Here is a 26445-nt window from a genome sequence, read left to right as displayed (position 1 = left end):
GGATCGTCTGGTGCAATTGCTGGCCGGCCGCGCGGCTGAGCGCCTGGTCCTCCGCGATGTCTCTGCCGGTGCTGGCGGCAGTGCGGATTCCGACCTCGCCAACGCGACGATGATCGCCACATCGATCCAGACCCGCTTTGGCCTCGGTGCCCAGGGCCCGGTCTGGACCGCAGATCCCGAGACCCTACTCGCCCTGGACTCCGACGTGCTGTTCCGTGTCCGCCGCGAGTTGGAGGCTGCGGAAAAGCGTGCAACTGAGATCCTTACCGTCCATCGTTCCCTGCTCGAGGAGATGGCCGAAGCCCTGATGGCCTCGCGCGACATGGACAGGGCCGAAGCCCAGGACTGGCTCGCGCGTGTGCGCAATGCGGCGCCCGCCGAAGACCAGAACGCACCCCCTGCGCCCCAACCGCGATAGAGACAGAGGGCTGACGGCCGCCCCACGCGATCGCGCGTCACCCTGTCGAATCGCACCCCCGCGAATAAAGAGACCAAAGCAAAAAAACAAAAGAGAGCGGCAGAGCCGCCGATCAAAAATCCAAAAACAAAAACGGCGCTCCCTGCGGCGGGCACCGCCCGCCGCCCATTCCATTCCCACGGGATAAAAAGAAAGAGAGCAAAGAACCAAAAGACAAAAGACCCAGGAAAGCCTCGGGTAATGCGGCCCACGGCGCAACCAGCTCAAAAAAGAGAAAGATCAGGCACAAAAAACAAAGAGATACGGCGCGCCAGAAGCAAATCGTCGGCATCCCCACGGAATTCGAGAATCCCGGTTCGTCATACGCAACCCATCCTGCAATAGACGAGGAAACCAGCAATGATCCACCACCCCGACCCCGCGACGTGGATCCCTCCGGTGATCCACCTCATCGAAGCCAACTTGCCTGTCCTTGATCGCAAGGGCGAGGAATGGGACCATATGTTCACGACCGCTTACCAGTTCGGCTGCGAGGCGCTGATCGCCCTCGGGCAGGCCGAGGAGACCGGGCGCGGGGCCCGGCCGCTGACCCACCCTCGCCTGCCGGATATTCTCCCCAGATGGGACGATATCTGCGTCACCGTGCTCAGTCTCGCGAGTCAGTGCGGGCTGCTCTCCTTCCGCCTGCCGGACGGGCGCGAATCCCCCGAGGCTGCCGCGTGGTGGGGCCGACGCGAGGGCGAAGTCATGCCGCAGCCGAACGTCATGGCCGCGCATGGGCTTGGCCCAGCCCGGGCCGCCCCGCAGGTGCTTTCGGTCTTCTGCGCGCTTGGTCTGGTCGATGCCGGCCAGTGGACCGCAACCGCGGAACCGGTGCTCTGGCGCGAGGAGCCGCGGGAATGGAACCTCGACATTGCCGCCGATCCGCGCTTCCGGCAGGCGCTGGAACGGGCTATCAACGAGATGCCCGCCCATATCCGCCGCAGGCTGGACCGGCTGGTCACCATCACCGAGGCGGACGTGACCGAGGGGCTGATCCGGCGCGAGGCCCATCAAGAGGGGCTGCGCGCGGAATACGGCGCCAGCCGGGTGATCGGCCTGCCGCTCACCCGGGAATCGGTGCGTCAGGGGCTGGTCTTCATCAGGATCCATGATCTGGATTGGCTGTTCTTTTCGAACTGGCGGCTGTCGGATGGCTGGCTCTCCCCGTCAGAGCGGAAACGGGCGATGGAGATCTTCCACGACAGCCTCGCCATGCGCATGCGCAGGGCCGTCGTCGCACAACTCTACCCGGACCGGTCAGAGTTTTCCGGGTGAGGACTCGGCGATCCGCAAGCCCGATCACAGGCGTCAAGGACCATCACACCACTGCGTCGTTGCGCGGAAGTGCAACCATTTCAGAGAGTGCGCAGGACAAGCCTCGACGCCCCGGCTGATCCGCGTTCACAGGGATCGCAGGACGGAAATCCGGAACGACAACAGCACACTCTCCCAATGGCCCGTCCCCGAGGTTCTATGAGATCAAGAGGCAGAGCCAAGCCAGGTCACGCGTCCCGTCCTGTAAAATCCGGATAATTCGCGCCCAGTGTTCGGTTGCGTTCCGGGCTATCGCTCCGCCCGGCGGTCAGGATGCGACCATCGCGCACTCCCATGAGCCGCAATCGTCCCTCGCCACCCCTCTTGAGAGTGAGATTTCCGTATTTTCAGGTGGTTATCCACATTCACGAGACCCGAGATCCGTGTTTTCCACTTCGAGAGCCTCTCCCATGCCCTATGATCATCCTGACAGCAGCGGGGCCGTTCCCGCACAGGATCATCACCAGCGAACGCCGACGGGCCCTGCCCTCCGGCGCAGGGAGCAGCTCGGCCCATGGCGCGAGACCGGAGAGATATTGCCGACAGGGAGGGCGCCGCGCAGGCGGCGGCTGTCCCGTCGGCACCTCCGACCGACAAAAGCCTTGCCGGGAATCAGCGGCCCGCGCAGCATCGGGACCAACTGCTTGCCCTCGTCCGGGCCCTGGCCCGCGATGCCGCCCGCACCGATCATGCTGCAGAACGCGGCGCCCCTGACGATTGACCTGCCACTCCGCACGGAGAACCTGCCATGACCCTGCGCGCCGTCATCTACGCCCGCTATTCCTCCGACCTGCAATCGGCCTCATCGATCGAGGATCAGATCCGGCTCTGCCGCGAGCGCGCCGCCCGCGCCGGCTGGCAGATTGTCGGCAGCTACGAGGATGCCGCCACCTCCGGCGCCTCGCTGATGCGTCCCGGCATCCAGCGCCTGCAGCAGGATGCCCGCGAGCGGCGCTTCGACGTCGTGATCTCGGAAGCCCTCGACCGCCTCAGCCGCAACCAGGCCGATATCGCGGCGCTCTACCAGAACCTCACCTTTGCCGGCACCGCAATCGAGACCCTGGCCGAGGGCCGCATCGACGAGATGCATATCGGGCTGAAGGGCACGATGAACGCGCTGTTCCTGAAGGACCTCGCCGCCAAGACCCGCCGAGGCCTGCGCGGCCGCGTCGAGGCCGGCAAGTCCGGCGGCGGCAATGCCTATGGCTATACGGTGCTGCGCCATATGGGCGAGGACGGCGAGATCAGGCGCGGCGACCGGCAGATCAATGAGGACGAGGCCGCCATCGTGCGGCGGATCTTCACCGCCTATGCCGATGGGATGTCGCCGAACCGGATTGCCGACCAGTTGAACCGCGAGGGCATCCCCGGCCCGCGCGCGGGCAAGTGGGACAAATCCACCATCCACGGCAATCCCAAACGCGGCACCGGCATTCTGAACAACGAGATCTACATCGGCCGCCTCGTCTGGAACCGACAGTCCTTCGTCAAGGACCCCGCTACCGGCAAGCGCCAGGCCCGACCGAACCCGCAATCCGAATGGATCGTCACCAATGTCCCGGAACTGAGGATCATCGACCAGGCCCTCTGGGACAGGGTGAAGACCTGCCAGGCGGGCCGCAAGATCGAACAGACCGATCGTGAAGCCTGGGAACGGCGCAAGCCGCGCTTCCTGCTCACTGGCCTGGTCAAATGCGGCTGCTGTGGCGGCGGCTTCTCGACCATCGGCAAGGACCGTTTCGGCTGCAGCAATTCCCGCAACAAGGGCACCTCGGTCTGCAGCAACCGCACCGGCATCACCCGGCAGGAGTTGGAGGGCCGGATCCTGACCATCCTCTCCGAGCAGCTGATGGACCCGGAGCTGGTCAAGGTCTTCGCCGCCGAATACATCGCCGAGCGCAACCGCCTGGCCGCCAGCCATGTCGATGACCGGGCCGTCAAGGAGAAGGAACTGACAAAACTCATCAAGGAACAGGACGCGCTGGTGAACGCGCTCCTCTCCGGCCTGCCGCCCGAGCGCATCAAGGCGAAGATGGAACAGCTGGAGGCGCGGCAAAAGCAGCTCGAGAGGGAGCTGGCCACCGCTCCTGCTCCGACGACCATGACGCGGATCCACCCGAAGATGGCCGACACTTACCACGACCGCATCCAGGCGATGATCACCGCCCTTTCGGAGCCCGATCACGAATCTGAAGCGCGCGAGGCAATCCGGGACCTGATCGAGAAGATCGTGGCGACACCGGTGCCGACCAAGGGCAAGCGGATGAACCTCGATCTGATGCTTCACGGCGATCTGGCGGGCATTCTGGCGCTGAGCCTGGGGGCGGACCAGTTGTCCGGACAGCAAAAAACCTCCTGCGAACAGGAGGTTGTGCAAAGTGTAGAATTTCTGGTTGCGGGGGCTGGATCTAATCTTCACTTGCTGCCCGAACAAGTAAAGATGGTTGCGGGGACTGGCGTCGATCATAACTTGCGATCGACGCCAGTAAAGATGGTTGCGGGAGCGCGCAACCATCTTTATCGGCGCTCCCCCGCACCAAACGTAATCCTCCTAATAAAACAACTTGAACCAGATGGTTCTGCACTTTTCAGAGCTGCGGCTTAGCTTTCGTTAGACGAACTTACGTGTTGTCTTCCGTATTCGCCGCGTCGGGGGCAGAGATAGGCCGGCCTCCCTCTTGCCCACCTAGTTCCCGGTGTCGCGGCAATCAATGCATGCAGAAAATGATGCCCAGTGATTGACGCATCGCATGAGGCTGCCTAAATATGTTTGTGACTACTCACTAACTAACGGGGTGCCCCGTGCGAAAGTCAGCGGAGCTTCGCAAGGCCGAGATCGTGGCCACCGTGCTCGACCTGGCCGACCGGATCGGGCCGGACCGGGTGACGACGGGGGCGGTCGCGTCGCAGATCGGCGTCACGCAGGCCGCGCTGTTCCGGCACTTCCCGACCAAGGCGGCACTCTGGCAGGCCGTTGCCGAGCATGTGGCCGAGGGGCTGGCAACGGCGTGGGAGGATGCATTGCGCCTCGGAGACACCCCGATCGTCAGGTTGCGTGCACTGATTTCCGCACAGTTCGCGCAGATCGCTGCCACCCCTGCCCTTCCCATGCTGCTGTTTTCGCGCGAACTGAACGTCACCAACGCAAAGCTGCGCGCCACCTTTCACGGCAGGCTCACGACCTTCCACGGCCTTCTGGCGATGGAGGTCGGGGCCGGCCAGAACATCGGCGCGTTGCGCGGCGACATCGCCGCAAACGATGCGGCGGCGCTACTGACGTCGCTCGTGCAGGGCGTGGCGATCCGCTGGGCGCTCGGCGCCCGCGATTTCGACTTGCGAGCCGAGGGGCTGCGCCTGTTCGACGCACAGTGCCGGCTTTTGGCTGCGGAAGGAGAATAGACGATGCGGCGCATTTGGCTGTCGGGTCTTCTTCTGGCGGCGGCTGTCGCTGCCGGCTTTCTGTTCTTCACCGAACGCCCGCTGACGGTGGTGGTCGTTCAGCCCGAACATGATGTGGACCTTCGCATCTACGGGCTCGGCACCGTCGAGGCGCGGATACTCAGCCGTGTCGGCTTCGAGGTGGGCGCTGCCTTGACCTCGCTGGCCGCCGATGCCGGGGACAGCGTGGCCAAGGGGCAGGAACTGGCCGTCCTTCACTCCGCCGAGCAGGAAGCGCGCGTTGCCCGCGCGGACGCAGCGGTGACGGCCAATGAGGCCAATCTTGCCAAGGCCACCGCAGCCGTGGTGCGCGCCCGTGCCGTTCTGGCCGAGCGCGAAGCGGCGAACCGCCGTCAGCAAGGGTTGGTACAGCGTGATATCGCGTCGGTCCAACGCGCCGAGGAAGCGCAACGCGACGAGGATGTGGCCCGCGCCGATCTGGCCGTGGCCGAGGCTGATGTGGCAGTGATCCGGGCACAGAGCCTTGACGCGGCTGCCGCACTGCGGCAGGAGGAAGCCGTTCTCACCCATCACCGGCTGCTTGCGCCCTATGACGCACTGATCGTCGCGCGCCATGCCGAGCCGGGCACAGTGGTGAAGGCCGGCGATGCGATCTTCACCCTGATCGACCCGGCCACCATCTGGATCCAGGCGTACGTCGACGAAGAACGTGCCGGCCAGCTTGTCCGGGGCCAGCCGGGCACGATCCGGCTGCGATCGCAGCCTTCGGCCGAATTCCATGGCACCATCGCCCGCATCGGCATCGAAAGCGACCGGGTGAACGAAGAACGCCGCGTCTGGCTGACCTGCGCCGACTGCCCCGCCGAGATGTTTCTTGGCGAACAGGCCGAAGTGCGCATCCTGACCGGCACACGAACGACCGCGCTGATGGTGCCCGAGGTCGCGATCACCGGCTTCGACGGCCATCGCGGCACGGTCTGGACGGTGCGAGACGGCCGTCTCGCGCGGGTGGAGTTGACCCTCGGCGTCCGCGATGATCGCGGTCGCGTCGAGGTCACGGGCGGACTGCCCGAGGGAGCCGCCATCGTCGCCCATCCGCCCAAGGGCGCGGCCGAGGGTCGGCGCGCCCGCGGCAGTGAGGCGCCATGAACCTCGCGCTCAAGGACATCCGCCATGGCCTGTTCCGGTTCGTGCTGACCTGTTTCGGGTTGGGGCTGCTGATGACGGTCGTGCTGGCGATGATCGGTATCTATAACGGCCTCGTCTCGGACGCGCTGGCGGTGGTAAAGGCACCGGCCGCAGATGTCTGGGTGGTGGAGGCCGGTACCAAGGGACCGTTCGCGGAAGCCTCCAGCATCCCCGCCGACACGCGCGACGCGGTGGCGCGGATGCCCGGCGTGGCCGAGGCCGGCGCGGTCAACTATCAGAACCTCGAGGCGCCTCATGCTGGGCGCACGCTGCGACTCTATGTCGTCGGCTACGAGTCGGGGCGTCCCGGCGGGCCGCAGGCGATCGCCGAGGGGCGCGGCATCGGCGCCGGTCATTTCGAACTGGTGGCCGACCGCAAGACCGGCCTGCTGCCCGGCGAGACGATCCGGCTCGGGCGCAACCGCTTTACCGTGGTCGGCCTGGTCGAAGGGGCGATGAACTCGGGCGGGGATCCGGCGGTCTATGTGACGCTGGCCGACGCGATGGCGCTGCAGACCGAGCTCGACCCGGCCGCTCAGCGGGTGCAGGCCGCGCGCGGGGCTGTCTCCGTCAAGTCCGCATCGGTCGCCGCCATAATTGCCCGCATGTCGCCGGGCGCCGATGTCGATCTGCTGACCGCGACCGTGCGCCAATGGAAGCACCTCGCCGCCATGACTCAGGCCGAACAGGAGGAACTGCTGCTGGCCTCGGTCGTCGACAAGGCGCGCCGCCAGATCGGGCTGTTCCTCGGCATCCTTCTCTCCGTCAGCGCCGTGGTGATCGCGCTGATCATCTACACGATGACCATGGAGAAGCTGAAGCAGATCGCCACGCTGAAGCTGATCGGCGCGCCCGACCGCACCATCATCGCGCTGATCGTGCAGCAGGCGCTGATCCTCGGCGCCTCGGGCTGGGGGATCGGCCTGATGCTGATCCTTGCGGTGAAGGACTATTTTCCCCGTCGCGTGGTGCTGGAGCCGTTCAACGTCATGGTCCTTGCCGGCATCATCGCCGCCGTCTGCCTTCTATCCTCGGCGCTCGGCGTGCGGGCGGCGATGAAGGTCGACCCGGCCACAGCGCTCGGGAGCTGACCGACATGGCGCTCGGCGACATCCTCATCGAGGTCTCGAACGTGGCCAAGCATTTCGGCGAGGGCGAAACCCGCGTCGATGCCCTGCGCGCGGTCGATCTGACCGTGCGGGCCGGCGAGGTGATCGCGCTGCTCGGTCCGTCCGGTTCGGGCAAGACGACGCTGCTCAACATCATTGGCTGCATCCTCGCCCCATCGGCGGGACGGGTGGTGCTGGACGGCGAGCCGGTCTTCGACGGCAAATGGCTACGGCGCGACCTGAGGCGTCTCAGGCTCGACAAGATCGGCTTCATCTTCCAGAGTCACAACCTGCTGCCCTTCCTGACGGCGCAGGAGAATGTCGCGGTCGTGCTCGATCTTACCGGTCTGCCCGCCGAGGAAGGCCGGACGCGGGCGCGTGAACTGCTGGACTATCTGGAGGTCGGCCATCGCGCGATGGTCAAGCCGGCGCTGCTGTCGGGTGGCGAAGCGCAGCGCGTGGCGATTGCCCGCGCGCTGGCCAACCGCCCCCGCATCATCCTTGCCGACGAACCCACTGCCGCGCTCGACGGCGCGCGCGCCGGGCTGGTGATGGACCTCATGCGCAAGCTCGCGGCCGAGCAGGAAGCCTGCATCGTGACCGTCACCCATGACGAGAAGATCTTCGACCGCTTCGACCGCCTGATCCACCTGCGCGACGGCCATCTGGTTAGCGCGTGATGGTCAGGAGTCAGGAGGCAGACATGACCCAAGCCCTCACACGCCGATCCTCGCCACCGTCATGCCTGCGGCGGATCGGATGTCACACGACAGTGGCCGATACCACGCGACCTTGAAAAGGTGTAACCAAGATGCAACCGACATCCTATTCCAGAGCCCAGATCATCCTGCACTGGACGATTGCGGCCCTCGTCTTTTTCCAGATCCTCATGCATGACGGCATCGTCAAGGTATGGGACGGGCGGATGGACGGCATGCTGCCGAACCAGCCGACGATCAATCCTCATGCCGTTGCCGGCGCGCTGATCCTCGTTCTCGTTCTGTGGCGGCTGGTGCTGCGCCGCCGGCGCGGCGTTCCGGGCCTGCCGGAAGGCGAGCACCCGGCCCTGAAAGTTCTGGCCACGGGCATGCATGCGGCTCTCAACCTCCTGCTGATCCTGATGGCGCTTTCCGGCATGGCGGCGTGGATTTCCGGCGTCGAGGCGATCGGCGAAGCCCATTCCATCGCGCGGCTGGCGCTGGTTCCGCTGGTCCTCCTGCATATCCTCGCCGCACTTTACCATCATTTCTGGCTCAAGACCGATGTGCTGCGGCGCATGTTTGGCCGGGCCTGAGGCGGGGTCCGTTCCGCGCGCCGCAACCCGCAACCCATGGCAGGCCGGGCCACGCCCGCCCGGCCGCTCGCCAAACCCCGAACTCCGGAGGCAGACATGACGAGAAGACCGCGCAGCCAGACCGTTGCCGCCGCCGTCGCGGTGATCTTCGGCCTGCTGACCATCGTTTCGGGCGGCAGGGCGCTGTTCGGCGGCGTCGATATGGGCGCAGTGGTGCCATTCGTGCTGTGGTTCAACTTCGTCGCGGGATTTGCCTATGTCCTGGCCGGGATCGGCCTGTTGCGCGGCGCAGGGTGGGCGCCGCTGCTGTCGCTGGCCATCGCCACGGCCACGGTGGCCGTCTTCGCCGCCTTCCTGTGGCATGTCGGTGCCGGCGGCGCATGGGAGGCACGCACCATGGGCGCGATGATCCTGCGCAGCGCCATCTGGATAGCCATCGCGGCCTTTGCATTTCGGTGCCATAAGCCATCCGATTGATCCACTCACCCAGCCAGCGATGGCGGCTGCCAGCCGCGACCTCGCCAGCCAGGAACCTGACATGAAGCGATTTCCAACTATTGACCTGTCACTGACCCTTTCGCTCGTTACCGTGCTCGGCATGGCAATGGCGGCGGCCGGCAGGTGGCTACCAAGCGGAGCTTTCGACGCTCTGGAGCTGCCGGGACTGGTGCTGGTCTATCTGGCTGGCGGCCTGCCGACCGGCTGGCGCGCGCTGTCGGAGCTGTGGCGCGCGCGCGTGCTTGACATCGACCTGTTGATGATCGTCGCGGCAATCGCCGCCGCAATCGTCGGCGCCCCGTTCGAGGGTGCGGTGCTGCTGACGCTGTTCAGCATCTCGACCACGCTGGAGGAACGCGCGCTTGGCCGGGCCCGCCGCGCCATCGAGGCCTTGATGGCGCTGCGCCCCGAGACCGCCTTGCGCAAGACCGCGGGCGGCGATGTCGAGGAAGTTCCCGCCGAGGTGCTGACCGTCGGCGATGTAGTGGTGCTGCGCCCCGGCGCCCGGGTGCCCAGTGATGGCGTGGTCGTCACCGGGCGCGGCGGCATCGACGAGGCCAATATCACCGGCGAATCCATGCCCGTGTCGAAAGAGGCCGGTGCGCAGGTGTTCGAGGCCACGATCAACCTCGACGGCGTGCTGGAGGTCGAGGTCACGCGCAGCGTCAGCGACAGCACCATCGCCCGCATGATCCGTCTGGTGACCGAGGCACAGGCCGCCCGCGCGCCCTCCGAACGGTTCAGCGAATGGTTCGGCCAGCGCTACACGGTCGCGGTGCTGGCGGGTGCGGTGATCGCCTTTGCCACGTTCTGGTGGCTGGGCGGCGACTGGGAACTGGCGCTTTACCGCGCCGCCACGCTGCTGGTCGCCGCCAGCCCCTGCGCCATCGTCATTTCCGTCCCCGCCGCGATCCTGTCGGCCCTTTCGGCGGCGGCGCGGGGCGGTGTTCTGTTTAAGGGCGGCGGCGTGCTGGAGACGCTGGCCGAGGTCGATATCTTCGCCTTCGACAAGACCGGCACCCTGACCACCGGCCGCGCCGAGGTGACGGAAATCGTCGCGCTGGATGGCGACGAGGCCGGGTTCCTGTCGCTGCTGGCGGGGCTGGAGGCGCATTCCGAGCATCATATCGCGGCCGCGATCCGCCGTGAGGTCGCCAGCCGCGGGCTTGATCCGGCGCAGGTGGCCGATGTGAACGCCCGGCCAGGCATCGGCATCGAAGGGTCCGATGCACTTGGCCCGATTTGGGCGGGCAATGCCTATCTTGCCGAGGACATGAAGGCCGCAACGGATCACCCCGCGTTGCAGCCGCTGGCGGATGGCACCAATACGGTCGTCTATCTGGGTCGCGGCGCCACCGTGCTGGGCGCCGTCAGCGTGGCGGATGAGGCACGGGCCAGTTCCGCCGGGGCGATCGCGGCCCTGCGCGACAGTGGTGTCCGCCGCATCGTCATGATGACCGGGGATCGCAGGCCGGTGGCGCTGCGCATCGGCGCTAGCCTTGGGCTGGAACCGGACGAGATCCATGCCGGGATGCTGCCGCAGGACAAGGTGCGTGAAGTCGGCGAACTGGCCGCAACCGGCCGCATCGCCTTTGTCGGCGATGGCGTGAACGACGCCGCGGCGCTGGCCCGCGCCGATGTCGGCATCGCCATGGGCGCGGCCGGGTCCGAGGTGGCGCTTCAGGCCGCCGATGTGGCGCTGCTGTCCGAGGATATGGAGCGGCTTGCGGACGCGCACCGCCTGTCGCGCCGAACGTCAAGGGTGATCCGGCAGAACCTGACCTTCGCCATCGGCGCCATGGTGGTTCTGGTCATCGGCGGGCTGTTCTTCGATCTGCCGTTGCCGCTGGTGGTGATTGGTCATGAAGGCGGCACCGTGCTGGTGGTGCTGAACGGGCTGCGGTTGCTGTCGGACCCGATCCGCCGGCTGAAGGCGTCTGTTGCCGGACAGGCGCTGACGGGTGTCGCGCAGCCCACCTGACCCGTGGGGATGCGCTCACCCCCGAAAGGCGCGCAGATGCGGAAACGCGCCCTTTTCCAGATATGCTTCCTCCTCGGGCGTCGATCTGCGACCAAGGATGGCGTTGCGGTGCGGGTGGCGGCCAAAGCTGGCGATGATGCGGCGCACCTGCCCCGCTTGATCGACGAGCGAGGCATAGAGCGGCCGCAACGGCGTCGGCGCACGGGCGGCAATGTCACGGCGCAGGGCGGTCAGCCGATCAATGCGGGCCAGATGGTCCGACCCCTCTGCATGGCCCAGGGGCTGGGTGAAAGCGATCTGGAACCACGGCAGGCCAAGTGCCGCCCAGTCTCCTTTTTCCAACCCTTCCAGCGCCTGCGCCAGGGCCGCCGGGTCTTGCGCCCAGGCCCGCTTGCTGCCCCGCCACAGCGAGCGCGGGAACTGGTCCAGCACCACGATCAGCGCCAGCCGGCCCCTGGGCGTCCCGGCCCAATGATCCAGCGCCCTCGCCGCGCCGCGTTCGGTCAGCGGGCCAAAGCGCGCCGCAATCGCACCGTCCGCGCCGCCATGCATCCGCCAGCGCCACAGCACGGCATGGCGGTCAGGGTCGATATCCAGCGCGCGGCCCTCGGGGAACCAGAAATCCAGAACCTCGCCGATCTGTCTGGCATCATTGCTATCGGTCATGTCATCCCCCATGAAAACGCCCCCGCGCCATGGACACGGGAGCGGAATTGTCGATGAGGCACAAGCGCCTAGGCGGTCGCGGGCACCGCTGCCTGCGCAGGCCGGCGTCCGCCGAGACCGCGCGGGACGCGCAGCAGGCGCATGGCGTTGGCGATCACCACCAGCACCGAAAGCTGGTGGATCAGCATGCCCTCGGCCATATGCACATCGCCGCTGAACACGCCAAACAGCAGCCCGGCCACGGTCAGCAGCGCAATAACGAGGTTCTGGCGCATATTGCTCAGCGTCGCGCGGGAAATCGCCATCGCCTCGGGCAGTTTCTCCAGATCGTCGGCCATCAGCGCAATGTCGGCGGTCTCGATCGCCACGTCCGAGCCCGCGGCCCCCATGGCGATCGAGGTATCAGCGGCAGCCAGCGCTGGGGCGTCGTTAATGCCGTCGCCGATCATGGCGACATGGCGGCCCTCGGCCTGAAAGCGGCGGATCAGGTCAAGCTTGTCCTCGGGCAGCAGCCCGGCATGAACCTCGTCGATGCCGATTTCCGCAGCGATGGCGTGGGCGGCCTGCGGCTGGTCGCCGGTCAGCATGGCGATGCGCCCGACCCCGATGTCGCGCAGCCGGGCAATTGCGCCCTTGGCCGAGGGGCGGGGCTGGTCGGACAGGCCAAAGATGCCCGCGATGCGCCCGTCCAGCGCCACGATGATCGGCGTGCGCCCGCGCCCCAAAACCCCGGACAGCGCGGTCTCGGCCTCGGGGTCGAACGCGATGCCCAGCCTGTCGAACAGCCGCCGGTTGCCGGCCGCGACCTGCCGGCCCGCGTGGTTCACCACAAGGCCCATGCCGGCCACTTCCTCGACCGCTTCCGGCGCGGGAATGTCACCCTCGGCACGACCAGCGGCCACGACGGGCCGACCCAAGGGGTGATCCGAGCCGGATTCGGCGATGGCGGTCCAGTGCAGCAACTCGGCGCGGTCCATACCCGCCAGCGGCAGCACCTCGACCAGACTCGGGCGGCCCTCGGTGAGCGTCCCGGTCTTGTCCAGCGCCAGCATGTCGATGCGGCCCGCGCTTTCCAGATGCTGCCCGCCCTTGATCAGGATCCCCGACCGCGCCGCCCGCCCGATACCGGCGACGATGGAGACCGGCGTCGAGATCACCAGCGCGCCGGGGCAGGCCACGACCAGCAGCGTCAGCGCGAGGCGAATGTCCTGCGTCACCGCCCAGGCACCCAGCGCCAGCACCATGATGCCGGGCGTATACCATTGCGCGAAACGCTCGATCATGCGCTGGCTGGGGGCGCGTTCCTCCTGCGCCTCTTCGACGCGGCGGATGATCCGGGCCAGCGTGGTATCGGCGCCGATGCCGGTGGCGCGGATGCGCAGCACGCCATTTTCCGCGATGGTGCCGGCATGGACGTGGGAGCCGGGGGCTTTCTCGGCCGGGATCGGCTCGCCGGTGATGGCGGCCTCGGACACGGCGGCGTTGCCGTCGATCACCTCGCCATCGACGGGGATGCGGTTTTCGGCGCGCACCAGCACGACCTCATTCGGCTGGACAGCACTGGCGGCGATCTCGACCGGCTGGCCGTCGCGGATCACGGTGGCGATCTCGGGCGCGGCCTTCAGCAGATCGGCCAGCGCGCCACGGGTCTGGCGGAGCGTCCGCGCCTCAAGCCAGGCGCCGAAGCTGAACAGGAACGTAACGGCGGCGGATTCCCAATATTCGCCGATGAACAGCGCGCCGATAGCCGCAACGGTCACCAGCAGTTCAATCGAGAAATGGCGAATGCGCAACGCGTGGAACGCCCGCCAGGCGATGTCAGAGCCGGCGACAAAGGCCGCCGCCAGCATGGATGCCGCCCAGAGCCCACGCAGGCCGAACCCGTAAAGGGCGATCAGGCCCAGCACGATCAGGCTGCTGCTGATGATGGTCAGCCACTTCCTGCGGCTGGCCGGCTGGCGAAGGATTGTCAGGATAGGGGTCAACATGCGGGGCCTCATGATGTGAAGGCCCGGCCGCGCGGGCAGGCACGGCCGGACTGGAAGGGATCGGTCAGAATGCGGCGGGGCGGGCCTCGTAGCCGGTGGATTTCACCACCGAGACAAGGGCCTCGACCGGGGCGGATGCGGGGTCATGCTCGACCTCGATGCGGCCGGTGTTGAAATGCACCTTGGCGGCGGTCACGCCGGGAGTTGCCGCCAGCGCCTTTTCGATCTTGGTGACGCAGGAGGGGCAGGAAAATTCGTCGCTGCGCAGGATGGTCTTGGTCATGGCTGGTTCCTTTCATGTCGCCGTCCGGTGGGGCGGTCATTGCTTGTGACCTCAAGATATGCTGTTCTTTCAGGATCAGGAGTGGCAATTTCGACAAGGGATCATTGCATGAATGCACAGGCGCAGGATTGGGACGATCTGCGGTTGTTTCTGGCCGTGGCGCGGGCGGGGTCGCTTTCAGGAGCGGCGCGCAGCCTTGGCGTTACCCATTCCACCGTCTTTCGCCGCATCGGCGCGTTCGAGGCGCGGTTGCGGGTGCGGCTGTTCGACCGGCTGCCCGGCGGCTATGCTCTGACCCAGGCTGGCGAGGAGATGCGCGATTCCGTCATCCGCATCGAGGAAGAAATCACCGCGCTGGCGCTGAAGGTTACCGGACAGGACCAGCGGCCCACTGGGACGATCCGCATCACCACGACCGACCTGCTGGCGGTGGGTGTGCTGCCCCGCCATGTCGCCGCCTTCCGCGCCGAATGGCCCGAGATCGAGATCGAGGTGGTGGTGGCGGATAGGGTGCTGGACCTGACCCGGCGCGAGGCGGACGTGGCCCTGCGCATCGGCAATCCGGGACAGGAGACGCTGATCGGGCGGCGGGTCGGGCGGTTGGCCTTTGCCGCCTATACCGCGGCGGACCGGCCGCTGGGCGATCCTGCCGAGGGTGACTGGATCGGATACGGCTCTGCGCATGGCCCGCTCAGCCGCAATCTGGCCCGCTGGTGGCCGGATGCGCGACAGGTTTACCGGACAAACTCGATCATCGCCGCCCATGCCGGTGCGAAGGCGGGGATCGGACTCGCTGCCTTGCCTTGCGTGATCGCTGATTGCGACCCCAGCTTGATCCGCGCCGCCGCGCTGCCCGAGGACTTCATGCTGGACCTGTGGTTGCTGATTCACGAGGATCTGCGCCAGACCGCGCGCATCCGCCTGTTTCTGGACTTCATGGCGACGGCCCTGACGGCCGATGCCGACCTGCTGGAGGGGCGCTGCCCGTGCAAGACAAGGCCGGCGCAGGCGTGACGCCCGCGCCGGCCCATGCCTGCGCCCATGGCGTCAGTCGATCATCTGCCAGCCCGGATGCTCGAAATGCTCGCCATAGGCGTTCAACGCCTGAACGATCGTCACCGCGCCAGTCTCGACCTCGCCGGCCTCCAATGCCGAGATGCCGGTCATCACCTCACCAAGGACGATATGGAACTGCTCGTCTACCTCGGGTTCCAGCACACAGTTCTCGACCATGAAATCAACCTGCTTCTGGACATCGGCAGCGACCCCATTCGCGGCATCGGCAGGCAGGGTGCCGTTGTGGATCGCGTCCAGGTTCGCGGCCATGGTTCCGTGAATCGCGGTCATGCCGGTGATCATGTTCTGATCGCCCTGCCATTTGGCGCCATCGTTCAGCGTGATCTCGATAGCCCCCGCGCTATGGCTGTCATGATCATGGGATTGCGCGGCGGCAATGCCAGCTGACCCCAGCGCGAGGGCGAGAGCGACAGCGACGGTGGTGAACGATTTTACAGTCCGCATAGTGATCTCCTGTATCTGCCAAGTGGTTCTGGCCGCGGCGGGCATCGACAGACGCCGCCGGGCTTGGGATAGACATAGGCTGTCCGTTTTCGCACGAGAATTGACGAAATCTGCAAAGATCTATTGCGCGAATGGACAGACCTCAGGCACGAACCAGTCCCTCGCGGCCTGCCGCCGATACCTTGGGCTGTCGAACAGCGCCCCTACGGCATGGGTCCGGATGCCGCCTGCCTCGCGCACAAGAAACAGCGCATCAAGGGAAAGGCGCGCAGCGAGTTCGCCGCCCGCCTGCGGACCTTGCACCATCAGCGTGGTTGCCCAGGCATCGGCCTCGGCGCAGCTGCCCGTGACGACCGTGACCGAGGTCGGCGACGACCGCAGCGGGCCGCCCGTCGCCGGGTCCATCGTATGCGACAGACGCTGGCCCTGAACGGTGACATGATGCCGGTAATCGCCCGAGGTGGCGACGGCGGCATCTTGCAGCATGAGGACCGATTGGGGCGCGCGGCGTTCGGGATCGGGCGCCTCGACGGCGACGGTCCAGGGCATGCCGTCGGGCCGCAGCCCGGAGGCCCGCATCTCGCCGTCGATGCCGACAAGGAACCCGGTGATGCCGAAGCCCTGCAACATTTCGGCCAACCTGTCGACGCCGTAGCCCTTGGCGATGCCGTTCAAGTCGAGCGTGATGGGTGCATGTTTTCGCGCCAACCCGGCCGCGCGGTCGATCTCCAGCACCTCATGCGCGGGCGGGTGCGTGGTTACCCTGGTCGCACGGATGGCTCCGGCATCGGCCTCCTCGGGGCCGAAACCCCAGGCGCGCACCGCATCGCCCATGCCGATGTTGAAAGCACCGCCCGATACAGCCCCGATCCGCAGCCCGAGGTCCAGCACCTCGGCCAAGCCGGCAGGAACGGCCACCCAGGCGCCTGCGGGCGCCCGGTTCAGGCGCATCAAGTCGCTGTCGGGTTGCCATGTCGACATCGCGGCATCGACCTCCGCCACGGCCGCTTGCAGGGCAGCTTGCACCGGGGCGGGGTCCAGCCCGGCATCGGCGTGGAAAAGCGCCGACCAGCGCGTGCCCATGGTCGGGCCGTTCAGCGCGTGGCGGCCCGGGTCAGTAGATATCTTCGGCATAGCGCCCCTCCGCTTTCAGCGCGAGCGGGGTAAGACCCGTCGGCGCGAGGATGTCGGTCAGCGCCTCGGCCACGCCCGAGGCCATGTCGCGCCCGCCGCAGACCATGATGCGCGCGCCTTCGTGTACCAGCCGGATCAGGTCAGCGCTCTCGGCCCGCAGCGCGTCTTGGACATGGCGCGGCTTTGCCCCGCGCGAGTTCGCGGTGGTCAATCGCGCCAGACGGCCATCGACCTGCCAGCCGGCCAGATCGTCGCGATACAGGAAATCGCTTGCGGGGTGGCGCATCCCGAAGGCCAGATGGATGAGCCGCTTGCGGCTGTTGCCCCGGATGAAGCCCGCAAGCGGGCCGATGCCGGTGCCGGCGCCGATCAGGATCAGCGGCGAGCGTCCTGCTGCGGCATGGAAAGCCGGATTGTGCCGGACGAATGCGCGGATCGCCTGGCCCGGCTCCAGCGCCAGAAGCTGACCCGAGCAGAGGCCGCCAGGATGCTTGCGCACCACGATCTCGACGAATCCGTCGCGCCGTCCGGACGCCAGCGAGTAGAAGCGCGGCAGGTCCGCACCCTCGGGCAGAACGCCGAGGAGATCACCGGCTTGAAACCGGCCAAACCCCCGAGCTGTCAGCCGTTGCAAAAACGTCGCCTCGGGTAGGGCAAAGCGCAGAATCGTGGTCGGCGCCTGCACCTCCGCCCCGTAATCACGGCGCGAGATCAGGGTGAGCCGCCCCGTCACCGGCGGGGTTGGCACATTTTCGAGCGTAAGCTCGATCCCCAGCGCCGCCCCCAGGGCGCGGCCCCAGCGGGCGAAATCCTGCGGCGACTGGCGATCGACCGTGTCGAAGGGCATCAATTGCGCCCAGCCTTTGGCAGCAGCCCGACTCGCGACTTCATCGGCGAACGCGCAGAACGCGGGAAAGCTGCGATCGCCGAAACCAAGCACGGCAAGGGGGGCCTCAGGGACGGATTCCAGCGCCGCGAGGCGTTCAATGAACCCCTTCGCCGTGGCGGGAGCCTGTCCCTCGCCCCAGGTGGCGGCGAGAATGACGAACCGTTCGGCCTGCGGATAGCGTGCCGGCTCGAAACCGGACATGGGCGCGACATGAACATGCTGGCCCGCCGTGGTCAGCGCATGTTGGAGCGTCGCAGCGAAACCCCAGGTGCTGCCGCCCTCCGAGCCCACCAGCAGGATGGTCGCAGCGCCTTTTGCAGGATGATTGCCACGGAGACGCGGCCTTGACCGCCGCCCCGCGAACCAGAGCACAAGACCACTCACCCCCATTGCCGGCACGCCGAGCGCCAGCACACCCAGCACGAGGCCGAGAGATGCGGCCCCTTGCCCGGTATGCAGCATGTAGATGGTTTCAGATATCCGTTCCCACATCGTCAGCTCGGCCCAGGCCAGAAGCTCACCCGTCCCCTGATCGAGATAGCCGGTGCCGCGATCCGTCTTCAGAGTGAAGGAGTCTGTGGCGTCGCCAGGATAGGGAAAGCTCAGCTCGCGCAACTCCGTGACAGCAATCACGGAGAGCGGCTCCATCGCAGCAAGCGAGACCCCAGTGCTTCCGCTGACCTCAGTCGGAAAGGTCGGCGGTGCGGCTCCATCCGGCAGAAGATCGAAGGTCGAGGCGGCCATCCACAGTGCAGTCGCTGAGGACAAAACCAGCCCCGCGACCGCCACGCGGGCGATCCCGGTATGGATGCGGCTCGACGCCGGCCCGCGCAAAGGGGCGAACCAGCGCCGCCAGCCGCCCATGCGCCGCGCGACCAGCATCGCGCCGGAGACCGACAGGATCAGCATCGCCACGGCGCCAATGGCCATGGCGATACGACCGGCATCGCCCAGGAACAGCGAACGGTGAAGGTTGGTCAACCAGCGTTTGACCGGATCGGGATCGGCGCTGGCGATGCCCTTGCCGGTCGCCGGGTCGATTACCGCCGCGCCGGGCGTGCCGTCGTCGAACCAGAACGCGGTGATCCGGCCCGACGGCGCGCGCCGGATCTGCTCCACCCCCGGATAGGCAGCCAGGATACGTCCTGCGAGATCGGCGACGGTCAGCCCGGCCTCGGCCTGCGGCGTGGAAAGCCGCTCGGCCGCGGGAAAGACCGAGAGCGCCGCGCCGCTCAACGCAAGGGCCATGACGAGAATGAGGGCCAGCAGACCCGGCCAGCGATGCAGCGTGCGGATCATGGCGTTGCCTCACATGTCGTAGCGGAGGCTGGCGACATACCTGCGGCCGGGCGCAGGCTTTCCCGCTCCTGCCGTCGTCAGCGGCACGGCGATGTCCTTCGGGCTGTCGCGCATGTCCTCGACGGCGGCGTCGACATGCAGCGTATAGCCCGCATCGAACAGCGCATCGGCAAGGTCGAGGGTGATTTCGAGTGACCGGCCCGCGCCGACACTGGCGCCGGTGATGCCGTCGACCTGCGCCAGGTCGCCGCCGGTGGCGCGATACCAGTCGCTGAGATGTTCGTAATACTTCGACTTGCCGCCGGCCATCCACAGGGTTCCGGCATACGCCCCCTGCGCATCCGTGACGTAGAGGACGAGATAGGCACCATCGCCACCGTACGTGTTCAGGGTGGTGGTGAGGGTAACCGGCCGGGCCATGGCAAGGCTGGGCGCCACCAAGGTCGAAGTCAGCGCGAGTGCTGCAAGGATGGATTTCATGACTCTGCTCTCTTCTGCCTGATATATCAGTTCACCCGCACAACGGGCGGGGTGCCGTTCTGGAACAGCGGATTGGAGGGGGGTGCCGACGGAGCGACGGTGGGTGCATTGCCGCGATCCCGCTCGGGGATCTGCTGGCCATCCCTGTGGCGCAATTTGACGACCTGCAACGTCGCGGGATCCAGTTTGGCCTTGATGCGACGGCCCTGGGCATCGCGTCCCTTGACCTCCCAGCAGCCGTCGTCCGCCTCGATCTTCTCAACATGCCAACCGAGGCCGGTTGCCGCCTGCATTACCGCTTCGCGTGGTTGCCAGGCCTCGTGCCCCACATGGCAGTCGTCACCTGCCATCGCCCCCGCCGCAGGCAATGCCGCGAGAGCGGCTACGGCGATCAATAGAGTTTTCATGGTTCGAATGTCCTTTACGATCATCTCGGGGGCCCTTTCCCGGCTATGGCCGAGGCGAACGCCCGTGTGGAAAGAGATCCACCTCGATGATGAGGTGGACCCTTGCAGCCATCAGTTGCGCTTCTCGGGCTTGGTGCCGTCGCTCCAGCGTTTGACCTTGCCGTCGATCACCTCGAGCGTTCCGGGATCGACGGTCATCTTCAGGCTGTTGCCGCCCTGGTCGATGACGTTCAGTTCGTAGCAGCCGTCGTCGAGTTCCATTTTCGAGATGGTCCAACCGAACTCGTCGGTCACTTGAATGAGAGCTTCCCACGATTGCATGTTCTCGGTCGGCACGTTGCATTTCTCACCAGCGAACGCGGCCCCGGCGGGGATCGCGAGGGCCAATGCGGTGGCGGTCAGGATGGTTTTCATGGCTATGCTCCTCAGCCTTGGTTGCCTGATGAAACCAATCTGGAGGGGGCGGCTGACGTGATCCTGATCGCCGCGGAAAACCTGCGTCAGCTTCTCGTCAGCCTGCCGCGACGAACCGCAGCGGTTGCACAAAACAAACAGGCCCCGCCAAACAGGCGGGGCCAGAACAGCGGGAATACGTAACGATCAGGTCACGTCATTTGTGCCGGGAGGGCGCTTTCGGCCCGTGACCATGGCACGGGGCAGGTTCTCCCGATGGCGCCATGAGGTGACGGCCACACCCCCAACATGCAAGGCCACGAGAACCAGAGCCATGTTGGCCAGCATTTCATGCACCTCCTTCAAGGTCTTGTCCCCTCTGACTTCCCGGTTTCCGTGCTCGCCCGCAACCGTCACGGCCCGGGCTTCCTCGATCGATTGTTCGAGCAGCAAGCCGCTCAGCGCGGTGCCGGAAAGCGTGACCATGAGTGCCACGATCATCGCGGCGCCGGCCGGGTTGTGCCCGAGATGGCGTCGCTCGCGCCCGTGCAGCATGTCCCCGAGATAAGCCAGCGTCGCGGCGGGGCCACGCACGAATTGCGTGAAACGGGCATGACGGCTGCCAACGAAACCCCAGATCAGGCGGAGGGCAAGCAACGCCGCCACCGCGTAACCGGCCGCCTCGTGAAGCGGCTGCACCTCGTCCGCCGCGAGCCATGCCACTGCAAAGGCGGCAACCAGACCCCAGTGAGAGCTGCGCACCAACGGATCCCAGACCAGCACCGTGCGCGTAGTATCGGCGACGTCCTGAATGCCGTCACCCTTCATCATCTCAGTCATGTTTGTGCTCTCTGCCCTCACGGGAGCGCCGATCATCTCCGTCCTTGTATTCGATCTCGATCACCTGAAGCGTGCCAGGATCGACCGTCACCTCGATGCGGCGTCCTTCCCGGTCTGTGCCTTTTATCTCGTAGCAGCCGTCGTCGATTTTGATGCGCCGCACCACCCATCCGTTTTCTTCCGCGAGCCGCACTACCGCGCTTCTTGGCTGCCAGTCTGCCAGCGGCACGGCACAGTCGTCGCCGGCAAGTGCAGCCCCGGACGGAAGGGCCGCGAGAAAGGTCAGAATTGTCAGCGATCTCTTCATGGACCACACTCCGTATAACGGCCATTGGATGACATTCTGCGCCACGAACCTGACGGGATGCTGAAGCCCGGGGTGTCCCGCCATCAGCTTTGCGTCAGCCTGGATCGCCATAATGGCCAAAGGCAAACGAGTAGGAAGATCATGCGGATCCTGCTGATCGAGGATGATACCGTTCTGGGTGCCGCCGTGCGGGACCAGATTGCCGCGGGTGGCCAGTCGGTGGATTGGGTCACGCGTCTGGACGCGGCCGGCGATGCGATGGCCGGCACCGGCTATGATCTGGTATTGCTGGACCTCATGCTGCCCGACGGACGCGGCATCACCTTCCTTCGGTCGCTGCGCACCAGCGGCGACGTGACGCCGGTGATCATCCTGACCGCGCTGGACCAGATTTCGGACCGGATCGAAGGTTTGAACGCCGGTGCCGACGACTATCTGGTGAAGCCCTTCGATCTGGCCGAGCTTTCCGCGCGCATCGGCTCGGTCGCGCGGCGCTATAGCGGCAATCCCAACCCGATCATCGTCCACGGCACGCTTGCCGTCGACCTTGCCTGCCGCAGCATCCGCCGCGACGGCCGGCCCGTGCAGCTCACCGCACGTGAATGGGCGCTGTTCGAGGCGTTCCTCACCCGCCCGGGGCAGCTTCTGTCCAAGGCACAGCTTGAGGAAAAGCTTTATGCCTTCGATACGGAGGTGGAAAGCAACACCATCGAGGTCCATGTCAGCCGGCTGCGCAAGAAGCTGGGCGCCGAGGTGATCGAGACCGAGCGCGGGTTGGGCTACCGGCTGGGTTCGCCATGACGATGCCACGCAGCCTTCAGATGCGGTTGGGGGTGTCGCTGGGTATCCTTCTGACACTTCTGTGGATCGCGGCCGCCGCCGTCACGGCGGTCATGCTGCGGCACGAGATGGACAGGATCTTCGACTCGTCGCTACAGGAAGCGGCGCAGCGCCTGCTGCCGCTGGCCGCTGTCGAGATCGTCGGACGTGAGGAGGAAGGTGTGACGCAGCACCTTGCCGACCTGCGCGACCACGACGAATTCCTCACCTATATCGTGCGCGATGACGAAGGGCGAATTCTTCTGCAATCGCATGAGGCCGATCCCGCCATCTTCCCTGAATGGGACGGGCCGGGCTTTCGCACGACCGCAACCCATCGCCTGTATGGCGAGGACGCCCTGCAAGGCACGATCCGCCTCACGGTCGCCGAGCCGCTTGCCCATCGCGCGGCGGCGGCACGCGATGTCTGGGCGGGCCTGGGGTTGCCGCTGCTGGTATTCATCCCTGCCGCACTGTTGGCGATCGTATTGACTGTCCGCTCGGGTCTGGCCCCGTTGCGCCGCTATCGCGACCGGCTGGCCGCGCGTTCGCCGCGCGACCTCGCCCCCGTCGCCTGCGACGATCTTCCCGTCGAGGCCGCCCCGGTGGGGACGGCGATCAATGTGCTTCTGGCGCAACTCAAATCCACATTCGAGGCCGAACGCACCTTCGCCGCCAACGCAGCGCATGAATTGCGAACACCGCTGGCAGGCGCAATCGCGCAGGCCCAGCGGATACAGGTGGAAACGAAAGATACCGGTGCCGGCCACAGGGCTGCCGAGATCGAGGCCTCGTTGAAGCGGCTGGCCCGGACCGCGGAACGGCTTCTGCAACTGGCCCGAGCAGAAGGAGGGCGGTTGCGGCTCGATCATCTATCCGATCTTCGCATCACCGCCCGTCTGGTCGTGGACGATATCGAGAGGACAGCGCCGAACCGGATCGCGCTCGCCCTGCCGGAGCACCCGGTAATGTCCGACCTCGACCCCGATGCGTTTGGCATCATCGGCCGCAACCTCATTGAGAACGCCCTGCGGCACGGCGCATCCGACAAACCAATCACGGTAAGCCTCAGCGCGGACGGCACGTTCAGCGTCGCCAATGAAGGCCCCGTCGTGCCGACAGAAGCACTTGGCCGGCTGACCCGCCGTTTTGAGAGGGAGACAGCCGGAACGGAAGGCAGCGGGCTTGGCCTTGCCATCGCCGCGAGCATTGCCGATCGGATTTCGTCAAAGCTCACCTTGCAATCGCCAAGGCCGGAAAGCTCGTCCGGCTTTGAGGCGATCGTGGTTCTGCCGATAGCTTCACGGACGCTGAGCGAAGCTGCCAGCGCCCGATAGTCGCAACCATCGGACCGACTGTTGATTTTCACCCAGAACTGAGCCGGGTAGGCGCATAATTTTCACTGAGAATTGAGCCATGTGAACCTTTCCCCAACGCAGTGAGCGGCGGGGGCAACGGAGTGATCCACATGGGACTTTTGAACATCATCCGACGAATGCATTTGCGGCAGAATCTGTCGATCCGCGAGATTGCGCGGCGCACGGGACTGTCACGGAATACCGTGACGAAGCATCTTGCGGCGGGCACGATCGAGCCGACCTTTGCCACGCCGGAGCGGCCGAGCAAGCTTGACCCCTTCGCCGAGAAGCTGGCCGGCTGGCTGAAGACCGAGGCCGGGAAGTCGCGCAAGCAGCGGCGGACGCTGAAGCAATTGCATGCCGATCTTGAGGCGCTCGGCTTCACCGGCTCTTACGGCCGGGTTGCAGCCTTTGCACGGCAATGGCGGGCAGATCGGCAGCGTGAGCAGCAGACCACGGGGCGCGGAACCTTCGTTCCGCTGTCTTTCCGCCCAGGCGAAGCCTTCCAGTTCGACTGGAGCGAGGACTTTGCCGTTCTGGGCGGCGAGCGCACGAAGCTGCAGATGGCCCATATCAAGCTGGCGCACAGCCGCGCCTTTCTGGTTCGCGCCTATCTCTTGCAGACACACGAGATGCTGTTCGATGCCCATTGGCATGGCTTCCGCGTCTTCGGCGGTGTGCCCGGTCGCGGGATCTACGACAATATGCGGACGGCGGTGGATCGCGTCGGCCGCGGCAAGGAACGGCAGATCAACATCCGCTTCCTCGCGATGGCAAACCATTATGTCTTTGAGCCGGAATTCTGCAATCCGGCGGCAGGGTGGGAGAAGGGGCAGGTCGAGAAGAACGTCCGGGATTCCCGCCACCAGATCTTGCAAGCGATGCCGGACTTTCCCGACCTTGCCGCGCTGAATGTCTGGCTGGAGCAGCGCTGTCAGGACCTGTGGCGCGAGACGGCACACGGCACCTTGCCGGGCTCGATCGCCGATGTCTGGGGCGAGGAGCGGGCGAGCTTGATGCCGTTGCCCACAGCCTTTGATGGCTTCGTCGAGCAGAGCAAGCGCGTCTCGCCCACCTGCCTGATCAGCTTCGAGCGCAATCGCTACAGCGTTCCGGCACCCTTTGCGAACCGGCCTGTCAGCCTGCGGATTTATCCGGACCGGCTGGTCGTGGCGGCCGAGGGCAACATCCTGTGCGAACACCGGCGGATCATCGAGCGCAGCCACCAGCTACCACCGCGAACGATCTATGACTGGCGACATTACCTGGCGGTCGTGCAACGCAAGCCCGGGGCGCTTCGGAATGGCGCGCCCTTCCTGGAATTGCCGCCGGCTTTCCGGCAGTTGCAGGAGCACATGTTACGCAAGCCCGGTGGTGATCGCGAGATGGTCGATGTCCTCGCTCTAGTGCTCCATCACGATGAGCAAGCCGTGCTCACCGCCGTGGAACTGGCCCTGGCCGAGGGCGTGCCCACCAAGACCCATGTCCTGAACCTGCTGCACCGGCTGGTCGACGGCAAGGTGGTGGGGGGACCGCCGCTGGATACGCCACACGCGCTGGCCCTGCGCCGTGAGCCCAAGGCCAATGTCGAGCGCTATGACGGGTTGCGCACCCAAATCGCCGGAGGCCGCCATGCGTCATGATCCCGCCAGCGGCGCCATCGTCATCATGCTTCGCAGCCTGAAGATGCATGGCATGGCGCAGGCTGTCACTGATCTGATCGAGCAAGGCGCCCCGGCCTTTGAAGCCGCCATCCCGATCTTGTCGCAGCTGCTGAAGGCCGAATTGGCTGAGCGTGAAGTCCGTTCCATCGCCTATCACATGAAAGCCGCGCGTTTCCCTGCCTACAAGGATCTGGCGGGCTTCGACTTCTCGGCCAGCGAGGTGAATGAGGCGACGGTGCGCCAGTTGCACCGCTGCGAGTTCATGAGCGGCGCCGAAAATATCGTGCTGATCGGCGGGCCGGGCACCGGCAAGACCCATGTCGCGACCGCACTCGGCATCCAAGCCATCGAGCATCACCGCCGAAAGGTTCGCTTCTTCTCGACCATAGAACTGGTCAACACCCTCGAACAGGAGAAAGCCAGGGGCAAGGCCGGGCAGGTCGCCGAAAGCCTGACCCGCCTCGACCTCGTGATCCTCGACGAACTGGGATACCTGCCCTTCAGCGCCTCCGGCGGTGCATTGCTCTTCCATCTGCTGAGCAAGCTTTACGAACGCACCAGCGTCGTTATCACCACCAATCTCAGCTTCAGCGAATGGGCGACGGTCTTCGGCGATGCCAAGATGACCACCGCGCTGCTCGACCGGCTTACTCATCGCTGCCACATCCTGGAGACCGGAAACGACAGCTTCCGCTTCAAGGCCAGTTCAGCCGCAGCAGCCCAGAAAAAGGAGGGGACGTCACATGCCTTGACCCCAGCTTGACCCTCAATCCATAGTCAGAGGTGGCTCAATTCTCGATGGAAAACCCGGCTCAGTTCTGGGTGAAAATCAACAATCCATGCCATTCTGAAGGACAATACCGACGGTATCCGCGATCTGCTGACCGCCGCTCTGGCCGCCGGTCAGGCGCGTGGCGAGGTCGACCCAAGCCTCGATCCGCGCCATACCAGCGCGGTTCTGGTCGCGGTGCTGGACGCGGCCCCCATGCTGCCCCTGATGACCGAGGGGCTTGATTTCGGGGAAAGCCGCAAGCTGATCACCACCATGGTCAGCCGTTTCCTCAGGCCGCAATCATGACAGCGGACAATCCGACTCTGGTCGCCGCCCCGACGCTGATGGCCCTGGCTCTCTATACGATCGTGACCTCGGTCAC

The 26445-nt window shown here is 65.9% G+C and carries 26 protein-coding genes and 1 pseudogene; 15 read left to right on the top strand and 12 right to left on the bottom strand.

What is annotated here, in order from left to right; translation table 11 throughout:
* A pseudogene (locus tag FE811_RS17775) lies at window positions 1-418 on the top strand (AAA family ATPase); the annotation flags it as partial.
* 112 nt (window positions 419-530) lie between these two features.
* On the opposite strand, the gene FE811_RS17770 reads toward FE811_RS17775, so the two are convergent.
* Entirely contained in the window at window positions 531-818 is a 288-nt protein-coding gene (locus FE811_RS17770) for a hypothetical protein (RefSeq protein ID WP_140848285.1), read from the bottom strand.
* On the opposite strand from FE811_RS17770, the gene FE811_RS17765 reads away from it, so the two are divergent.
* From FE811_RS17765 to FE811_RS17725, 9 genes are all read left to right on the top strand, one after another.
* Window positions 818-1735, top strand: coding sequence for a hypothetical protein (locus FE811_RS17765; RefSeq protein ID WP_140848284.1), 918 nt, complete (start codon window positions 818-820; stop codon window positions 1733-1735). The two genes, FE811_RS17770 and FE811_RS17765, sit on opposite strands and share 1 nt — an antisense overlap.
* Before the next feature lie 787 nt (window positions 1736-2522).
* Window positions 2523-4379, top strand: a complete 1857-nt coding sequence (locus tag FE811_RS17760; protein WP_140848282.1) for a recombinase family protein — start codon at window positions 2523-2525, stop codon at window positions 4377-4379.
* Between the two features lie 233 nt (window positions 4380-4612).
* Window positions 4613-5173, top strand: a complete 561-nt coding sequence (locus FE811_RS17755; protein ID WP_243700319.1) for a TetR/AcrR family transcriptional regulator — start codon at window positions 4613-4615, stop codon at window positions 5171-5173.
* Window positions 5174-5176: 3 nt separating this feature from the next.
* Complete coding sequence (locus FE811_RS17750; protein ID WP_072464028.1) at window positions 5177-6322, top strand: efflux RND transporter periplasmic adaptor subunit; 1146 nt, start codon at window positions 5177-5179, stop codon at window positions 6320-6322.
* Window positions 6319-7452 carry an ABC transporter permease gene (locus FE811_RS17745; RefSeq protein ID WP_036760159.1) on the top strand — a complete coding sequence of 378 codons (1134 nt, stop codon included), beginning with the start codon at window positions 6319-6321 and terminating at the stop codon, window positions 7450-7452. The genes FE811_RS17750 and FE811_RS17745 overlap by 4 nt, the downstream gene beginning before the upstream one ends.
* Before the next feature lie 5 nt (window positions 7453-7457).
* Window positions 7458-8150, top strand: coding sequence for an ABC transporter ATP-binding protein (locus tag FE811_RS17740; protein WP_036760158.1), 693 nt, complete (start codon window positions 7458-7460; stop codon window positions 8148-8150).
* Between the two features lie 131 nt (window positions 8151-8281).
* A complete protein-coding gene (locus FE811_RS17735; protein ID WP_036760157.1) occupies window positions 8282-8764 on the top strand; it encodes a cytochrome b in 483 nt (160 codons plus the stop codon).
* Window positions 8765-8860: 96 nt separating this feature from the next.
* Window positions 8861-9241 carry a hypothetical protein gene (locus tag FE811_RS17730; protein WP_072464027.1) on the top strand — a complete coding sequence of 127 codons (381 nt, stop codon included), beginning with the start codon at window positions 8861-8863 and terminating at the stop codon, window positions 9239-9241.
* Window positions 9242-9302: 61 nt separating this feature from the next.
* The gene (locus tag FE811_RS17725; RefSeq protein ID WP_072464026.1) at window positions 9303-11243 is read left to right on the top strand and encodes a cation-translocating P-type ATPase; all 1941 of its coding nucleotides are present in this window, start codon (window positions 9303-9305) and stop codon (window positions 11241-11243) included.
* 15 nt (window positions 11244-11258) lie between these two features.
* Here the strand turns inward: FE811_RS17725 and FE811_RS17720 are convergent, their stop codons facing one another.
* From FE811_RS17720 to FE811_RS17710, 3 genes are all read right to left on the bottom strand, one after another.
* Window positions 11259-11909 carry a DUF924 family protein gene (locus FE811_RS17720; protein ID WP_255469772.1) on the bottom strand — a complete coding sequence of 217 codons (651 nt, stop codon included), beginning with the start codon at window positions 11907-11909 and terminating at the stop codon, window positions 11259-11261.
* 68 nt (window positions 11910-11977) lie between these two features.
* Complete coding sequence (locus FE811_RS17715) at window positions 11978-13897, bottom strand: cation-translocating P-type ATPase (RefSeq protein ID WP_140848280.1); 1920 nt, start codon at window positions 13895-13897, stop codon at window positions 11978-11980.
* Between the two features lie 64 nt (window positions 13898-13961).
* Window positions 13962-14180 (bottom strand): heavy-metal-associated domain-containing protein, encoded by a 219-nt coding sequence (locus tag FE811_RS17710; protein WP_028714023.1) that lies wholly within the window; start codon window positions 14178-14180, stop codon window positions 13962-13964.
* A gap of 108 nt (window positions 14181-14288) precedes the next feature.
* Here FE811_RS17710 and FE811_RS17705 point away from each other — a divergent pair, with 108 nt between their 5' ends.
* Window positions 14289-15194 (top strand): LysR family transcriptional regulator, encoded by a 906-nt coding sequence (locus FE811_RS17705; protein ID WP_036760152.1) that lies wholly within the window; start codon window positions 14289-14291, stop codon window positions 15192-15194.
* 33 nt (window positions 15195-15227) lie between these two features.
* Here the strand turns inward: FE811_RS17705 and FE811_RS17700 are convergent, their stop codons facing one another.
* The 8 genes from FE811_RS17700 to FE811_RS17665 form a co-directional block, all read right to left on the bottom strand.
* On the bottom strand, window positions 15228-15746 hold the full coding sequence (locus FE811_RS17700; protein ID WP_255469771.1) for a hypothetical protein: 519 nt from the start codon (window positions 15744-15746) through the stop codon (window positions 15228-15230).
* Window positions 15747-15821: 75 nt separating this feature from the next.
* The gene (locus FE811_RS17695; RefSeq protein WP_083539303.1) at window positions 15822-16835 is read right to left on the bottom strand and encodes an FAD:protein FMN transferase; all 1014 of its coding nucleotides are present in this window, start codon (window positions 16833-16835) and stop codon (window positions 15822-15824) included.
* Window positions 16816-19023 (bottom strand): PepSY domain-containing protein, encoded by a 2208-nt coding sequence (locus FE811_RS17690; protein ID WP_140848278.1) that lies wholly within the window; start codon window positions 19021-19023, stop codon window positions 16816-16818. Before FE811_RS17690 ends, FE811_RS17695 begins: the two co-directional genes overlap by 20 nt.
* Before the next feature lie 9 nt (window positions 19024-19032).
* Complete coding sequence (locus FE811_RS17685) at window positions 19033-19503, bottom strand: DUF2271 domain-containing protein (protein ID WP_036760148.1); 471 nt, start codon at window positions 19501-19503, stop codon at window positions 19033-19035.
* Window positions 19504-19529: 26 nt separating this feature from the next.
* Entirely contained in the window at window positions 19530-19934 is a 405-nt protein-coding gene (locus FE811_RS17680) for a PepSY domain-containing protein (protein ID WP_255469770.1), read from the bottom strand.
* Between the two features lie 87 nt (window positions 19935-20021).
* Complete coding sequence (locus tag FE811_RS17675) at window positions 20022-20324, bottom strand: PepSY domain-containing protein (protein ID WP_062562796.1); 303 nt, start codon at window positions 20322-20324, stop codon at window positions 20022-20024.
* Window positions 20325-20510: 186 nt separating this feature from the next.
* On the bottom strand, window positions 20511-21143 hold the full coding sequence (locus FE811_RS17670) for a cytochrome b/b6 domain-containing protein (protein WP_072464018.1): 633 nt from the start codon (window positions 21141-21143) through the stop codon (window positions 20511-20513).
* The gene (locus tag FE811_RS17665; protein ID WP_062563333.1) at window positions 21136-21450 is read right to left on the bottom strand and encodes a PepSY domain-containing protein; all 315 of its coding nucleotides are present in this window, start codon (window positions 21448-21450) and stop codon (window positions 21136-21138) included. The genes FE811_RS17670 and FE811_RS17665 overlap by 8 nt, the downstream gene beginning before the upstream one ends.
* A 141-nt stretch (window positions 21451-21591) precedes the next feature.
* Between FE811_RS17665 and FE811_RS17660 the strand changes: the two genes are divergently transcribed.
* The 4 genes from FE811_RS17660 to istB all read left to right on the top strand — a co-directional run bounded on the left by FE811_RS17660 (window position 21592) and on the right by istB (window position 26054).
* Window positions 21592-22251, top strand: a complete 660-nt coding sequence (locus FE811_RS17660) for a response regulator transcription factor (protein ID WP_036760145.1) — start codon at window positions 21592-21594, stop codon at window positions 22249-22251.
* On the top strand, window positions 22248-23606 hold the full coding sequence (locus FE811_RS17655; RefSeq protein ID WP_072464016.1) for an ATP-binding protein: 1359 nt from the start codon (window positions 22248-22250) through the stop codon (window positions 23604-23606). The genes FE811_RS17660 and FE811_RS17655 overlap by 4 nt, the downstream gene beginning before the upstream one ends.
* A 131-nt stretch (window positions 23607-23737) precedes the next feature.
* Window positions 23738-25270 carry an IS21 family transposase gene (gene istA, locus FE811_RS17650; protein ID WP_083539302.1) on the top strand — a complete coding sequence of 511 codons (1533 nt, stop codon included), beginning with the start codon at window positions 23738-23740 and terminating at the stop codon, window positions 25268-25270.
* A complete protein-coding gene (gene istB / locus FE811_RS17645; protein WP_072464014.1) occupies window positions 25260-26054 on the top strand; it encodes an IS21-like element helper ATPase IstB in 795 nt (264 codons plus the stop codon). Before istA ends, istB begins: the two co-directional genes overlap by 11 nt.
* Window positions 26055-26445: the final 391 nt, after the last annotated feature.

This window comes from Paracoccus sp. FO-3 (assembly GCF_006386455.1).
Taxonomy (GTDB): Bacteria; Pseudomonadota; Alphaproteobacteria; order Rhodobacterales; family Rhodobacteraceae; genus Paracoccus; species Paracoccus versutus.
Note: the sequence above shows the minus strand (reverse complement) of the source record. Positions and strands in the feature narration are given on the sequence as shown.

Coding starts and splice junctions, on each gene's coding strand:
- FE811_RS17765 (WP_140848284.1), top strand. CDS start 818: ATGATCCACCACCCCGACCCCGCGACGTGGATCCCTCCGGTGATCCAC.
- FE811_RS17760 (WP_140848282.1), top strand. CDS start 2,523: ATGACCCTGCGCGCCGTCATCTACGCCCGCTATTCCTCCGACCTGCAA.
- FE811_RS17750 (WP_072464028.1), top strand. CDS start 5,177: ATGCGGCGCATTTGGCTGTCGGGTCTTCTTCTGGCGGCGGCTGTCGCT.
- FE811_RS17745 (WP_036760159.1), top strand. CDS start 6,319: ATGAACCTCGCGCTCAAGGACATCCGCCATGGCCTGTTCCGGTTCGTG.
- FE811_RS17740 (WP_036760158.1), top strand. CDS start 7,458: ATGGCGCTCGGCGACATCCTCATCGAGGTCTCGAACGTGGCCAAGCAT.
- FE811_RS17735 (WP_036760157.1), top strand. CDS start 8,282: ATGCAACCGACATCCTATTCCAGAGCCCAGATCATCCTGCACTGGACG.
- FE811_RS17730 (WP_072464027.1), top strand. CDS start 8,861: ATGACGAGAAGACCGCGCAGCCAGACCGTTGCCGCCGCCGTCGCGGTG.
- FE811_RS17725 (WP_072464026.1), top strand. CDS start 9,303: ATGAAGCGATTTCCAACTATTGACCTGTCACTGACCCTTTCGCTCGTT.
- FE811_RS17720 (WP_255469772.1), bottom strand. CDS start 11,909: ATGACCGATAGCAATGATGCCAGACAGATCGGCGAGGTTCTGGATTTC.
- FE811_RS17715 (WP_140848280.1), bottom strand. CDS start 13,897: ATGTTGACCCCTATCCTGACAATCCTTCGCCAGCCGGCCAGCCGCAGG.
- FE811_RS17710 (WP_028714023.1), bottom strand. CDS start 14,180: ATGACCAAGACCATCCTGCGCAGCGACGAATTTTCCTGCCCCTCCTGC.
- FE811_RS17705 (WP_036760152.1), top strand. CDS start 14,289: ATGAATGCACAGGCGCAGGATTGGGACGATCTGCGGTTGTTTCTGGCC.
- FE811_RS17700 (WP_255469771.1), bottom strand. CDS start 15,746: ATGCCCGCCGCGGCCAGAACCACTTGGCAGATACAGGAGATCACTATG.
- FE811_RS17695 (WP_083539303.1), bottom strand. CDS start 16,835: ATGCCGAAGATATCTACTGACCCGGGCCGCCACGCGCTGAACGGCCCG.
- FE811_RS17690 (WP_140848278.1), bottom strand. CDS start 19,023: ATGATCCGCACGCTGCATCGCTGGCCGGGTCTGCTGGCCCTCATTCTC.
- FE811_RS17685 (WP_036760148.1), bottom strand. CDS start 19,503: ATGAAATCCATCCTTGCAGCACTCGCGCTGACTTCGACCTTGGTGGCG.
- FE811_RS17680 (WP_255469770.1), bottom strand. CDS start 19,934: ATGATCGTAAAGGACATTCGAACCATGAAAACTCTATTGATCGCCGTA.
- FE811_RS17675 (WP_062562796.1), bottom strand. CDS start 20,324: ATGAAAACCATCCTGACCGCCACCGCATTGGCCCTCGCGATCCCCGCC.
- FE811_RS17670 (WP_072464018.1), bottom strand. CDS start 21,143: ATGACTGAGATGATGAAGGGTGACGGCATTCAGGACGTCGCCGATACT.
- FE811_RS17665 (WP_062563333.1), bottom strand. CDS start 21,450: ATGAAGAGATCGCTGACAATTCTGACCTTTCTCGCGGCCCTTCCGTCC.
- FE811_RS17660 (WP_036760145.1), top strand. CDS start 21,592: ATGCGGATCCTGCTGATCGAGGATGATACCGTTCTGGGTGCCGCCGTG.
- FE811_RS17655 (WP_072464016.1), top strand. CDS start 22,248: ATGACGATGCCACGCAGCCTTCAGATGCGGTTGGGGGTGTCGCTGGGT.
- istA (WP_083539302.1), top strand. CDS start 23,738: ATGGGACTTTTGAACATCATCCGACGAATGCATTTGCGGCAGAATCTG.
- istB (WP_072464014.1), top strand. CDS start 25,260: ATGCGTCATGATCCCGCCAGCGGCGCCATCGTCATCATGCTTCGCAGC.